Annotated in this window: 9 protein-coding genes; 5 read left to right on the top strand and 4 right to left on the bottom strand. The window is 37.9% G+C overall.

The genetic code is table 11. From position 1 onward, the window contains the following. Nucleotides 1-54 precede the first annotated feature (54 nt). From B0E34_RS19960 to B0E34_RS19950, 3 genes are read right to left on the bottom strand one after another with little or no spacing between them, the layout of a single operon-like run. Entirely contained in the window at nt 55-2,493 is a 2,439-nt protein-coding gene (locus tag B0E34_RS19960) for a TonB-dependent receptor (RefSeq protein WP_087712321.1), read from the bottom strand. Between the two features lie 28 nt (nt 2,494-2,521). Further along, nucleotides 2,522-4,000, bottom strand: a complete 1,479-nt coding sequence (locus tag B0E34_RS19955; protein ID WP_087712320.1) for a trehalase family glycosidase — start codon at nt 3,998-4,000, stop codon at nt 2,522-2,524. Nucleotide 4,001: 1 nt separating this feature from the next. Further along, complete coding sequence (locus B0E34_RS19950) at nt 4,002-5,231, bottom strand: MFS transporter (protein ID WP_087712318.1); 1,230 nt, start codon at nt 5,229-5,231, stop codon at nt 4,002-4,004. Nucleotides 5,232-5,354: 123 nt separating this feature from the next. Between B0E34_RS19950 and B0E34_RS19945 the strand changes: the two genes are divergently transcribed. Next, a complete protein-coding gene (locus B0E34_RS19945) occupies nt 5,355-6,260 on the top strand; it encodes an AraC family transcriptional regulator (protein WP_087712316.1) in 906 nt (301 codons plus the stop codon). 91 nt (nt 6,261-6,351) lie between these two features. Next, nucleotides 6,352-6,645 (top strand): DUF3892 domain-containing protein, encoded by a 294-nt coding sequence (locus B0E34_RS19940; RefSeq protein ID WP_087712314.1) that lies wholly within the window; start codon nt 6,352-6,354, stop codon nt 6,643-6,645. A 98-nt stretch (nt 6,646-6,743) separates the two neighbouring features. On the opposite strand, the gene B0E34_RS19935 is transcribed toward B0E34_RS19940, so the two are convergent. Continuing rightward, nucleotides 6,744-7,298 (bottom strand): thioredoxin family protein, encoded by a 555-nt coding sequence (locus B0E34_RS19935; protein WP_087712312.1) that lies wholly within the window; start codon nt 7,296-7,298, stop codon nt 6,744-6,746. A gap of 301 nt (nt 7,299-7,599) precedes the next feature. On the opposite strand from B0E34_RS19935, the gene B0E34_RS19930 reads away from it, so the two are divergent. The 3 genes from B0E34_RS19930 (at nt 7,600) to B0E34_RS19920 (ending at nt 13,114) form a co-directional block, all read left to right on the top strand. Continuing rightward, nucleotides 7,600-8,196 carry a TetR/AcrR family transcriptional regulator gene (locus tag B0E34_RS19930; protein WP_076390885.1) on the top strand — a complete coding sequence of 199 codons (597 nt, stop codon included), beginning with the start codon at nt 7,600-7,602 and terminating at the stop codon, nt 8,194-8,196. A gap of 361 nt (nt 8,197-8,557) precedes the next feature. Next, nucleotides 8,558-9,718, top strand: a complete 1,161-nt coding sequence (locus B0E34_RS19925; RefSeq protein ID WP_087712310.1) for an efflux RND transporter periplasmic adaptor subunit — start codon at nt 8,558-8,560, stop codon at nt 9,716-9,718. Between the two features lie 213 nt (nt 9,719-9,931). Then, nucleotides 9,932-13,114 carry an efflux RND transporter permease subunit gene (locus tag B0E34_RS19920; RefSeq protein ID WP_087712309.1) on the top strand — a complete coding sequence of 1,061 codons (3,183 nt, stop codon included), beginning with the start codon at nt 9,932-9,934 and terminating at the stop codon, nt 13,112-13,114. The last annotated feature ends 73 nt before the right edge of the window (nt 13,115-13,187 follow it).

The following is a 13,187-nucleotide window of genomic DNA, read 5'->3' as shown; positions in this document are numbered from 1 at the left end:
AAAACCGTCAGAAAAACTCCTGACGGTTTTATCAATTATATGAAGAAATAAATTTTAGAAATCCAGCGTAATGGAAGCTCTTACCGCAGCACCCATAATTGGTCTTGCCATAATAATTCCGTCTCCCGATGGAGATCCGGCTCTTGGATCACCTTCTGTAATACCGATGGTATTAAAGATATTGGTTCCGTCCACCGCAAAACGGATTTTGCCTAACTGATAAGAAGTTCCCGCTCCAAATTCTGAGAAAGAAGGCAGAGTCTGCGCATTTTTCTCATCCTGAAAACGTTTTCCGTAGTAATTCATGCTTACATAAGCTCTCCATTCTTTGGTAAGATTTACCGCAGGAGAAATATTAAAGTAGAATTTCGGCATTCTTCTCACGGTATTTCCGTCATAATTGAATGTAGATCCGTCTGCATTTCTTCCCGTGAAGTCTTTGTATTTCGGACTTTGGATCGTTCCGTTGAAAGTTACTTCAAACACGTTGTTGAATAATCTTGCGTATCCTTCCAGCTCAACTCCTAAGTTCGTGGTATTTGCAAATTTGTTCTCTGAGCTTCCGTCTGAATACACATCGGTAAATGAAAGATTTTTCAATGTAGAATAGAACGGAATTACCGCCACATCAAACGTTCTTGAATAGTACTTATATCCCACTTCCAACTGATTGGTTGTTACCGGCTTTACAACAGATAAATTATTCATATTGTTGTAGTATGCTTCCTCATTCGGCGATCTGAAACCATTGGAGAAACGGGCATACACTGCATTTTCTTTATTGATTTTATAATTCAGCGCCGTTGTGAAAGAAACTTTATTCACATCAAAATTCCAGTACGTGTATTTATTGCCTAAAACAGACATATTTTCGTCCGCAGTGGTTGTTGCAAAACTGTGCGTTCCGTCAGTAGTCAATCCGGAATTGTTAAGGTTTCCGCTCGTTGTGTTCACCCCGTAACCTTTATAGAAATCTCGGCTGTAACGAATTCCTCCGTTAAAACTAAGATCATCGGTAATGTTGTAATCCAAATTCAGGTAAAGATCATTCAGACTTCCCTGAATCTGAGAATCTCTCAACAGGAACGACATATTGGTAACCCCATTGTACGTTTTAGAATAACCTACACTGTTTGGCGTTAATGAAGTATCTACCAAATTCAAAAGTTCCGGTTTATCTGAGGCTGTGGTTAAAATATTGCTCCAGTTCCAGTATTGGTGAGACTTCCAGTTAGATTTGTAGAAGCCAGCCGTTACATTCCCTTTATCAAACTTATAACTGAACTGCAAATCGTTCACAAAATTATTCATCTGCTTATCAATTGCCCAGAAACCTAATTTCTGAACGTAGCCCGGATTTACCACCGCTCCGTTGCTTACCATTGAATATTGGAATGTATTTCCTGCAATTCCTGCCCCTTTGGCAAAATCAGCCGCACTTTGAGGTCCGCCTGCAGGGAAAATTCCTGTATAATTCATATTGATATTGGTATATCTTGTCTTGTTTAAAACAGAGAAATTGCTGCCCAAATCATATTTGAATTCCGCTCCCAGAACATCAACTTTCGGATGAATTCCATCCTCTAAATTTCTGCTGAAAAAACCTCCGCCTACTTGTGGAATATTCAACTGACTGATGTTTCTGTAACTGTACGTTCCGTAATTGGCATCAAAACCGGAAAACTCTTTCAGATCATTTCCGTTCTGTACCAAAGGAATCGGAAGGAAGAATGTATTTCTGTCATCCAGTTTTTTGTAATAGATTTTGGCATAACCTTTATCGAAAACATATTTCAGATTCATTCTGATCTGTCCGCCCTGATTGGCTTTAAAACCGGTTTTTCTGATTCCGTCATCCGTTCTGTAAAAACCTCCTACATTGAAGAATAATCTGTCCTGAACCAAAGCTCCTCCTACATTTACATCAGTACGCATTAATCCATAAGTACTGGTTTCCAGTTTTGCCGTTCCTCTGAAATCGTTTCCGCCTTCTTTGGTAATAAAGTTAATTAAACCTCCCGGAGAATTGTTCGCAAAAATAGAACCTGAACCTCCTCTCAAAGCTTCTAATCGGCTTACCGAATTGTCTACACGGAAGAAATTATCTGCATTGGCAAACTGTAATGCTCCGTCTTCAAACACTGGAAGACCATCTTCCTGAACCTGTACAAATTCATACGCTCCCGCAGAAGGAATACCTCTTGCGAAAAGGTTGTTTCCTACTTCACCACCGGAAGTTTCTACCGCAAAACCGGGAACACGCTGCAACAAAGCTGCCGCACTGATCGGGTTTTGTTTCTGGATTTCTTTTGCTGTAAAAGTAGAAATCGCCGTACTCGATTCTATTTTCTTTTTCGGATTAGAGTTACCCGTAATAACCACCTGTTCGATGGAAGCCGATCTCGTGGAATCTTTAGGAGTTTCCTGAGCGTATGCATTGTTGTAATACAAGGTTGCAATACCGGCAAGTAAAAACATCGATCTTTTTTTCATAGCCTTATTTGATTTTTATTTGTTAGTTTTAATTCTTTTTTAATTTGAGATACACTCCGTTTGTCCATCCGAAACCATCCTGATTAGGATATTCTCCGCCTCCTGCAACGGTTTCTATGTCTAAAGCATTGTATTTTTCCATCAGTTTTCCGGTGTTTTTGTACACTCTTTCCACATTGCTGCACCAGTTGTTTTTAATTTTTTCAGCCAGATCATCAAATCCGTAGTTTTTCATCGACTGATAACCCAACCACTGATACGGTGCCCAGGCGTTTGGAAAATCCCATTGCTGACCTGTGTTTTTAGTCGTTGTTACCAAACCTCCCTGATACAGAAATTTTTCTTCAATATTTTTCGCAACTGCCTTTGCCTGATCTTCACTGGCGATTTTCAGGAACAAAGGATAAAGAGCAGCAATATGTTCAGACGCTGTGTTTGTGTTTTTTTGAATATGATAATCTTTGTACGTTCCGGAAGTTTCGTCCCAGAAATACTGATCTATCATTTGTCTTCGCTTTGCTGCTCTTTCAGAATAATCAAATTCTTTTTCATTTAATTTTTGAAGCGATGAAGATTTTGCCAGTGTTTTTTCCAAATGCCATAAAAGGCAGTTCAGATCAACTTCAGCAAGATTCAACGTTTCAATAGTCTGTATATGTTCTCCGTCTGCAAACCATCTGCTGGAAAAATCCCAACCCGATTCGCAGGCGCTTCTGATGTTTCGGTAAAATTCTTCTCCTGCATTTTCACTGTCTTCAATATCAATTAAATAACTTTCAGGACGCGGTATGTTTTCAGTATCATAATATCTGTTCAATACATCTCCGTGAATTGTTTTCACTACTCTGTTTACCGCCGAACCATATTCCAGTCCTTCTGCTCCGTTCATCCAGAAAGCATATTCTTTTTCTAAAGTATTGTGATATTTGATGTAAATATTTTCGTCTTTCGTTGTTTCAAAAAGCAGATCCAGCATCAACGAGAAATAGGGCGGCTGAGAACGGCTTAAGAAATGAGTTCTGCTCGCATTCGGTACAAATCCTACGTTCTGAATGAGATAATAACAGTTTTCTATAATATTTTCCATCATTTCCACTCTTCCGGAAATCTGAAGTCCCAACATGATGTAATAACTGTCCCAGTAGAAAAATTCGTTAAAACGACCTCCCGGAACCACATAAGGTTTTGGAAGTTTCAGCAACGTTCCTTTTTCCTCATAGGCTGTTCTTGTCAGTTCATCCCATAATTTTTCAATATGTTCCTCAATCGGGAGATGATTCTCCCTCTGAATCAAAATTTTAGCTCCTAAAAAATGGAAATTTGACAGGACAAATTCTTTCAGATTAAAATTTTCCGACTGCTTTTCCGCTTCATATTTCGCATTAATTTCTTCGACCGGAAACAAAGGAACCGCATCCGTCATCATCTTCTGATCTTCAAAAACCTCTGATCTCTGCACATCATCAAAAAGAGCCTGAATTTCATGTATATATAATTGCTTGTTCATTTTATTTTTTAGGATTTATTTTTAATTTGTTCATAATAACTGCTGAAACAATCAACAGTGAAAGCGGTATTAATGAAAGGTAAAATGCCTGCTGTCCGCTGAATTCCTGAAACACAAAACCTGTAATGATGGATCCGATAGTTCCTCCGATTGCCGAGAAAACCACAATTAAACCCGACATTGCGCTGTGTAAATATTTGGGAATCGAGGCTAAAATCACCGAGTTGATGCTTGGATAAATCGGAGCCAATAAACCGCCCATCAAAGGAAATAAGTAAACAACCAAAGGAGCATTTAACCAGGTCGTTCCCGCATCAATACTAATATTGTGAGTTAAAGGAAGAACCAATAAAATACTTATGGCAAAACCTACCACACAAAAAGAAACCACGTAAATCCAACTGAATTTTTTAGAGAAAAAACCCGAAAGAAATCTCCCCAGTGCGAAAGCTCCCGCCAAAACGGCTCCCGCCTGAATACTCATGGAAGTCGGAACTTTTAAAATTTCCTTATAAAAAGTCGGCGTCCAGGTCTGGAAACTCTGCTCTACCAAAACAAAAAGGAAAGCACACAGTAAAAAGAACAGGACTTTTTTATAACTGAATAAACTCACACTGTTTTTCAGATCTCCCAACAAATCTGTTTTTTCACTTTTCGCTTCGTTTTCATTTAATCTGGTAAAAAACAGGAACAGAAAAGACAGAGCCGAAAGTCCTCCTAAAACCCAATACACATTCAGCCAATGGGTTGATCTCGGATTATGGTCGTCTATGAATAAGCTGAATAAAACATTTCCCATTAATACGCCGATCATAAAAAAACCCTCCAGATAACCCATAAAACTTGAATGTTCCTTATCTGTATCCGTTACCAAACCAATGGATGTGAAAACGGAAATTTTAATTAACGCAAAAGAAACCCCGACAATCGTAAACAATAATTTGAAAAACCAAAACGCATTGGCAAAAGGCATTAAAAAACACATACAGCTCACCAAAAGCAAAGCAATCAGCATCGATCTTTTAATTCCTATTTTGGGTAAGAACGAAGCCAGAATGAATGAGCAGATCGCAATCGGCAGATCTTTAAAACCCTCCAGAACGCTGGCTGAAGATTTTGAGATCCCGAAGTTTTGCTGCATTTGTAAAATCACCGTTCCTACAGAATTCAGAAGAATCGCAAAAACGAAATAATTTAAAAATAAAACTGCCTTAATGTTGAAATTTTTCATTCATATAATTTCTTGTGGGCTAAGATATATTCATTTGCCTTAACATTAATTTAACATCATAAATGAATATTTGAACTATATTAATATAATTATTATTTTAGGCTTCAAAATATGATTAACTAAATGAAAGTCACTTTTGAACGTGTTGTCCCCGATGAAAAGAGCTCTTTTCGCACCATTCACAACAATTCTCCCATTTCAGAATTCAAATGGGAATATCATTATCATCCCGAAATTGAACTTGTGTGTGTGATTTCCGGGAGCGGAACAAGGCACGTTGGTTATCACAAAAGCAATTATACGAACGGAGATCTGGTGTTAATTGGCTCCAATATTCCTCACTCCGGTTTTGGACTGAACTCCATCGATCCGCATGAAGAAATTGTTTTGCAGTTTAAAGAAGAAATCCTGCAGTTTCCGGAGCAGGAAGTTGAAGCCAGATCGATTAAAAATCTTCTGGAACTGTCAAAATACGGAATTCATTTTCATGATGAGGTTCATATCAATATGCTTCCGAAACTAAAGCTGATGTTGAAATCTGAAGGCTACAAAAGATATCTTTTATTGCTGGAAATTCTTTTTGAGCTTTCAAAATGTGATGATTACGAACTTCTGAATAAGGAAATTATGCCTTACACGATTATTTCCAAAAACAAAACAAGACTGGAAAATATTTTCACTTACGTGGAACATCATTATGATAAAGAAATTGACATTGAGGATGTTGCCAAACTTGCCAATCTCACTTTACCCGCATTTTGTAATTTTTTCAAAAAAGCAACCCAAATCACTTTCACCGAATTTGTGAACCGGTACCGCATCAATAAAGCCTGTTTACTGATGGCACAGGATAAAAGTATTTCAGAATGCAGTTATAGCTGTGGTTTTAATAACGTAACGTATTTCAACAGAATGTTTAAAAAATATACCGGAAAAACGCCTTCCGAATTCATGAAGAATTTTGCTCAAAATAAGGTGAATGTAGATCTTAAGGTTGAAAGTGAGGTGAAGATTAGAACACGCTTTTAAAAATCTTTTCATTTATGGAAAACCGTAAGGATTAAGATTATTAATAAATTATTTTCGTAACTAAATTATTAACAATCTTAATTATAAAATTATGGCAATTAGAATTACATGTATTAACAAAGACAATGGATATCACGAAAATCCTAATTTAGCAATTACCCACTTAGGTTGGATAAATGAACAAACCAGAGAAACAGGGAAAAATACTCGATTAGAAATATACGACTGGATTAAGCATAAAAATGGATATGCATATGTTAAAGATGTCTTTGGTAACGAAGCAAAGGTCATAACCGCAGAAACTTATAATGGAACTAAATATTTAAAAACAGAGGCAGACAACTCGACAAAAAATAATTTATTATCACTTCCTGAATGTCAATAAAATCATATTTAAAATTAAAGCTGTTCATTTTTTGAACAGCTTTTAATATAATTTAAGTTCAGACGATCAACCGACAACCTGCCACGATCAGCCAAAAATTATTTCCACTTGATATTGCATCCCATGCTTGGTTTCTGAATTTCTTCCTGCGGTTCTCCCAACAAAAGATTTTCGAAAGCAATAATCAGATCTTCTCCTGTTACTTCTTTGTGATTTCCCGGTCTGGAATCGTCCATCTGTCCTCTGTAAATTAAATCCAGTTTTTCATCGAAGAAAAAGAAATCCGGTGTGCAGGCTGCATCGTACGCTTTTGCGATTGCCTGACTTTCGTCGTATAAATAAGGGAAATCAAACTTTCTTTCAATCTGGAATTCAATCATCTTTTCAGGAGAATCTGCGGGATATTTTTCCACATCATTCGAGTTGATGGCGATAAATTCAATTCCTCTTTCGTTGTAATCTTCATACAGTTCGGTTAATTTATCAATGACATGAAGAACAAACGGACAGTGGTTGCACATAAAGATCACCAAAGTTCCTTTTTCGCCTTTCAGATCATCCAAAGACTGAATTTCGTCACTTTTTGACGGGTTCGGAAGCTCAAAAAAAGGAGCTTTTGTACCCAGTTCGATCATATTTGAGGGAGTATTCATAACTTTTTTATTTGGTTACAAAGATATAGAATTTCTTGATTATTATAGTATCGAGGATAGATGCGAGAAGATGGCAGTCTTATAAATTACAATCGATTGAATAGGACTATAAACTCTATTAATTTTTACAATAATTAAAATATCAACACATTAAAAATACATCCAGCTCCCATCCTTCCGGCATCCAAGCCAATTTACAAATATCTTCAAAGCCTTACTTTAAAAGTTAAAGCGTAAAATTTGTTTGGAAGATATCCTCAAAAGTTTGTAGTTTTGCTAACACTGTTAGTAATTAAAAATCATGGGTCTGCACGAACGTCGGCAACGAGAAAAAGAAAATATACGCGCCAGTATTCTGGATGCGGCTTTTTCTTTGGCTAAAACCGAAGGATGGGCATCCCTTTCCATGAGAAAAATTGCTGATGCCATAGAATACAGCGCACCGGTGGTTTATGATTATTTTGAAAACAAAGAAGCGATTTTGTATGAAATTTCGCTGAATGGTTTCAACTGTTTACACATAGAATTACTGAAAGCCCAGAGAGAATATGAAGCTCCGGACGAACAACTGAAAGCTATTGTGGATGCTTACTGGAAGTTTGCATTTAAAAACAAAGAGTATTATCAGCTAATGTTCGGATTGGGAATGCAGTGCAGCGGAAAAGGAATGATGAAGGAAGAATTTTCTTCTTTCCAGAATATGCTTTACGAGTGTACATACGAGATTATTAAGAAAAACGGATCCAATCCTGATAACGCCTGTCATATGTCACACGCCTTATTTTCAGCAGTTCATGGTTTGATATCAATTATGATGATGCGTAATGACGATATTCCTTCTACGATGAACAAAACGACTTTAGATGAAACAGTTTCTGCTTTCATTAAGTCTTTATAAATTTTTTTGAACTAAAAATTAACACCGTTAGGAATATTAACAGCCATTAATGTAAATTATTCATTTAAACCGAATTAAAAATTAAAAAACCAATCATGCAGAATGTAAACAATTAATTATTGATCTTTTTTTACTTTAATAATTAACACCGTTAGCAAAAGTAACACACTTCACACCTCATATAAGTCATATTTAACCAACATTAAAAAGTTCTTCTCATGGAAACAACGATCTGAAAGTCGACATTAAGAATTCTGTAATTTTTTTTGAACTAAAAATTAACACCGTTAGAAAAAATAACAGAATTCAACTTAAAAACATCACTACTTAATCTAACACTTCATTAAAAATTAAACTCAAAATGAAAATATTTGGAAAAATAAGATTCATTGTACTTCTCTCAGGAATTATCCTTTTACAAAACTGTACAAAGGCTGCAGAAGGAGCCAACGCTGCTCCACCCGCTCCGGAACTGCCCGTTTATACCGTCATTACATCTCCGGCAACAACCTATCAGGAATTTCCTGCCGCTTTGGAAGGAAAAAACAACGTGGAAATAAGATCTCAGGTTGACGGATATTTAGATAAAATCTATGTGGAAGAAGGTGCATACGTAAGAGCCGGACAGCCATTATTTAAAATAGATTCAAGAGCTTACGGAGAGCAGATGAATATGGCAAATGCCAATTTACAGGTAGCCAATGCCAATATCCAGAAAGCTAAAGTGGAAGTTGACAGGCTGGAACCTCTTGTTGCTGCAAAAGTCGTTTCTGAAGTACAATTGAGAACGGCAAAAGCAAATTACGCCGCCGCAGTTGCCGCCGCTTCACAGGCGAAAGCTTCCGTTGGAGGAGCAAAAATCAATATCGGATTTACAACCATTACGGCTCCGGTAAGCGGATACATCGGAAGAATTCCTCACAAAAAAGGAAGTCTGATCTCCAGAACAGATGCGAATCCGTTGACTTTACTATCAGACATCAGCGAGATTTACGCCTACTTTTCTTTAAGTGAACTTGATTTCATTGCTTTTCAGAATAAATATGAGGGCGCAAGTTTAGAAGAAAAACTGAAAAATATGCCGATGGTGGATTTGGTGATTGCCGACAACAGTGTCTATCCGCAAAAAGGAAAAATGAGCATCGTAGACGGACAGTTCGACAAATCTACAGGAGCAATCAGCGTTCGTGCGGTTTTCCCAAATACCAACGGAACATTGAGAACAGGAAATACAGGCAGAGTTCGTATGCCTCAATTGATATCGAATGCAGTGGTCATTCCTCAGGAATCTACGTTTGAGATTCAGGATAAAACCTATGTTTACGTGGTTGGTAAAGACCAGAAAGTAACCGGTAAACCTGTAAAAATCTCAGGAAAAACTGAAAACTACTATTTTATTTCCGAAGGAATACAGCTGGGAGAAAAAATCGTATTCACAGGAATCGGAATGTTAAAAGATGGTGCTTCGATTAAGCCGAAAGCGATTTCATCCGACAGCTTACTGAAAGCAAAACCATTATAACCGTTTAAACTTCTTTAACCACAAAAGTCATAAAAGTTTTTAAACATTTTAGTCAAATGAAGTTTAGATCATTGACTATAATACACATAAATTTCAGAAAATCTTTGATTTTCATTTTTTGTAAACTTTTAATAATCTTAAAAAATTACCATTGTCTTTTGTTCCTTTTGCGGTAAGAATATCGTTTAAACTACATTAAAAAATAAACTTCTTATGTTAAAACAATTTATAGAAAGACCGGTACTCTCTACCGTGATCTCCATAATACTTTTATTATTGGGGGCGCTCTCCCTCTTTAATTTACCCATTGCCCTCTTTCCGGATATTGCTCCGCCGAGCGTTCAGGTAACGGCATTTTATCCGGGAGCAAATTCGGAGGTTGTTGCGCGTTCTGTAGCTACGCCTATCGAAGAAGCAGTGAACGGGGTTGAAAACATGACGTACATGACTTCCAATTCCAGTAACGACGGTACGATGACGCTGAATGTCTTCTTCAAGCAGGGTTCTGATGCAGATAACGCAGCAGTAAACGTACAGAACCGAGTATCGAAAGCGATGAGCCAGCTTCCGCAGGAAGTTGTTCAGGCGGGAGTTTCTACGCAGAAAGTACAAAACAGCATGATCATGTTCATGGGGTTATCCAGTAACGATCCTAAACAATACGACGAACTTTTTTTACAGAATTATCTGAAAATTAATATCATTCCACAGATTCAGCGTATTCCCGGAGTGGCGCAGGCGCAGGTTTTCGGAACGAGAGATTATTCCATGAGACTTTGGCTGAAACCGGACAGATTAGCAGCAAACGGACTTTCGCCACAGGAAGTTCTTAATGCGGTAAAAGATCACAATTTAGAAGCCGCTCCGGGTCGTTTGGGACAGGGAAGCAAGGAAACTTATGAATATATTTTAAAGTATAAAGGAAAATTAAACAAGAACGAAGACTACGAAAACATTGCTATTAAAGCCAATACAGACGGTTCATTTTTAAGATTAAAAGATGTGGCAAGAGTAGAATTCGGATCTTATACCTATACAGCAGCTAACAGAGTGGACGGGAAACCGGTAGCCGGATTTGCGATTATGCAGACTGCCGGTTCCAACGCCAACGAGATCTTAACAGAAATTGAAAAACAGGTAGACCAGTTCAAAACAACGCTTCCAAAAGGAGTGGAACCGATCATCATGTACAATTCTAAAGATTTCCTCGACGCGTCTATTCATCAGGTTGTTGAAACTTTAGTGATCGCATTTATTCTGGTATTTATTGTAGTGTATATTTTCCTTCAGGATTTCAGATCTACTTTAATTCCTGCGATTGCCGTTCCTGTTGCGATTATCGGTACATTCTTTTTCTTACAGCTATTTGGTTTCAGCATCAATATGCTGACTTTGTTTGCCTTGGTACTCGCGATTGGTATTGTGGTGGATGATGCAATTGTGGTAGTAGAAACCATTCACTCCAAAATGGAACATACCGGAATGCCTGTGGAACAAGCCACCACAAGTTCGATGAGTGAAATTTCCGGAGCCATTATTTCCATTACTCTGGTGATGTGTGCCGTATTTATTCCGGTTGGTTTCATGCAGGGACCTGCAGGAGTTTTCTACAGACAGTTTGCCTTTACACTGGCAATTGCCATTATGATTTCTGCGGTGAATGCCTTAACATTAAGCCCTGCTCTTTGTGCTTTATTATTAAATGATCCTCAGGGAGAACACGGTGAACATGGTAAGAAAACAGGTTTCGGAGCGAGATTTTTCAATGCTTTCAATACAAGCTTTAATAATTTAACGAAGAAATATATTTACAGTCTTAAATTTTTAATTAAAAACAAATGGGTTGCCATCGGAGGACTGGTTTTGCTGACTGCCGCAAGTGTTTTCTTAATTAAAAAAGCACCTTCAGGATTTATTCCCACCGAAGATCAGGGTTTCATTTTGTATGCCGTGAATACTCCTCCGGGAAGTTCACTAAATAGGACTCACAACGCAACAGAACAGATCGATAAAATCATCAACGGTGAAAAAGCGAAAAAAAATCTCTGGGTTGCAGACGGTCTGAACTTCATCAGTAACGCCAACGCCTCTCCTTATTCCGCAGGTTTCATTAAATTAAAAGACCATGATAAGCGAGGTGAAATCAGCGATCCGGATCAGATTGCAGCAGGATTAACAGGGAAAGTTTCGCAGGTGAAAGATGCCAATGCATTCTTCTTCAACTTCCCTACCGTTCAGGGATTTGGTAACGTTTCCGGTTTTGAATTTATGCTTCAGGACAGAACGAACGGCTCTTTGGAACAATTAGGAACCAACACTCAGGCTTTCATCGGAGAATTGATGAAACGTCCGGAAATTGCCTTCGCGTTTACAACCTATGCAGCAGGAAATCCGCAATTCACGATTGAGGTGGATAATGATAAAGCCAATCAGTTAGGTGTTTCAATTACAGAATTAATGCAGACGATGCAGATCTATTACGGAAGCAGCTTTGTTTCAGATTTCAACCGATTCGGAAAATACTACAGAGTAATGGCTCAGGCAGATATTCCTTACCGTACCGATGCGAATTCTCTGGAAGGAATTTATGTTAAAAATAAATCCGGCGAAATGGTTCCTGTAAAAACATTGGTGACTTTAAAAAGAAGTTTCGGACCTGAAACGGTGACCAGAAACAACCTTTTCAATGCGGTAACAATCAATGGAACACCGAAGCCGGGTTACAGTACCGGAGATGCGATTAAAGCAGTGGAAGAAGTAGCCCAGAAATCACTTCCGAGAGGTTATGGGTACGAATGGACAGGAATCACCCGTGAAGAGATTAAAACAAGCGGACAGACTACTTTTATCTTTATGTTAAGTATTTTGTTTGTCTATTTCTTACTGGCAGCGCAGTACGAAAGTTACATTCTTCCGTTTGCCGTTATTTTAACGATTCCTACTGGTATTTTCGGAGTATTTGCCTTCACGGGACTTGCCGGAATTGATAATAACATTTACGTTCAGGTCGGATTGATCATGCTGGTCGGATTACTGGCGAAAAACGCAATTCTGATCGTAGAATTCGCCGTCCAAAGAAGAAATGCGGGACGATCTTTATTAGAATCCGCTCTTCAGGCTTCGAGATTACGTTTAAGACCGATCTTAATGACCTCGTTTGCCTTCATCATCGGGATGCTTCCGTTAGTTTGGACTCAGGGAGCCTCTGCGAAAGGTAACCACTCGATCGGGATGAGTACTGTGGGCGGAATGTTAACCGGAGTTGTATTCGGAGTGTTCATTATTCCTGTGATGTTTGTGATCTTCCAGTATTTACACGAAAAAATGCCGAGCAGAAAAAAGAAAAGACTTCAAAGACAGAAACTGGAGGAAGAACTTTTAGCTGCGGCTCATTAATATATGATTGACAAAACTTTGAGAATTTAATATTATTTGAACCATTAAGATTTTGATTAAGGAGTTTAGAATA

Source organism: Chryseobacterium mucoviscidosis (genome assembly GCF_002177115.1).
Lineage (GTDB): Bacteria > Bacteroidota > Bacteroidia > Flavobacteriales > Weeksellaceae > Chryseobacterium > Chryseobacterium mucoviscidosis.
The sequence above is the reverse complement of the archived record's forward strand: the minus strand, read 5'-3'. Positions and strand labels throughout refer to the sequence as shown.

Excerpts from the sequence above, each read along its gene's own strand:
- B0E34_RS19960 (WP_087712321.1), bottom strand. The coding sequence starts at position 2,493 with ATGAAAAAAAGATCGATGTTTTTACTTGCCGGTATTGCAACCTTGTAT.
- B0E34_RS19955 (WP_087712320.1), bottom strand. The coding sequence starts at position 4,000 with ATGAACAAGCAATTATATATACATGAAATTCAGGCTCTTTTTGATGAT.
- B0E34_RS19950 (WP_087712318.1), bottom strand. The coding sequence starts at position 5,231 with ATGAAAAATTTCAACATTAAGGCAGTTTTATTTTTAAATTATTTCGTT.
- B0E34_RS19945 (WP_087712316.1), top strand. The coding sequence starts at position 5,355 with ATGAAAGTCACTTTTGAACGTGTTGTCCCCGATGAAAAGAGCTCTTTT.
- B0E34_RS19940 (WP_087712314.1), top strand. The coding sequence starts at position 6,352 with ATGGCAATTAGAATTACATGTATTAACAAAGACAATGGATATCACGAA.
- B0E34_RS19935 (WP_087712312.1), bottom strand. The coding sequence starts at position 7,298 with ATGAATACTCCCTCAAATATGATCGAACTGGGTACAAAAGCTCCTTTT.
- B0E34_RS19930 (WP_076390885.1), top strand. The coding sequence starts at position 7,600 with ATGGGTCTGCACGAACGTCGGCAACGAGAAAAAGAAAATATACGCGCC.
- B0E34_RS19925 (WP_087712310.1), top strand. The coding sequence starts at position 8,558 with ATGAAAATATTTGGAAAAATAAGATTCATTGTACTTCTCTCAGGAATT.
- B0E34_RS19920 (WP_087712309.1), top strand. The coding sequence starts at position 9,932 with ATGTTAAAACAATTTATAGAAAGACCGGTACTCTCTACCGTGATCTCC.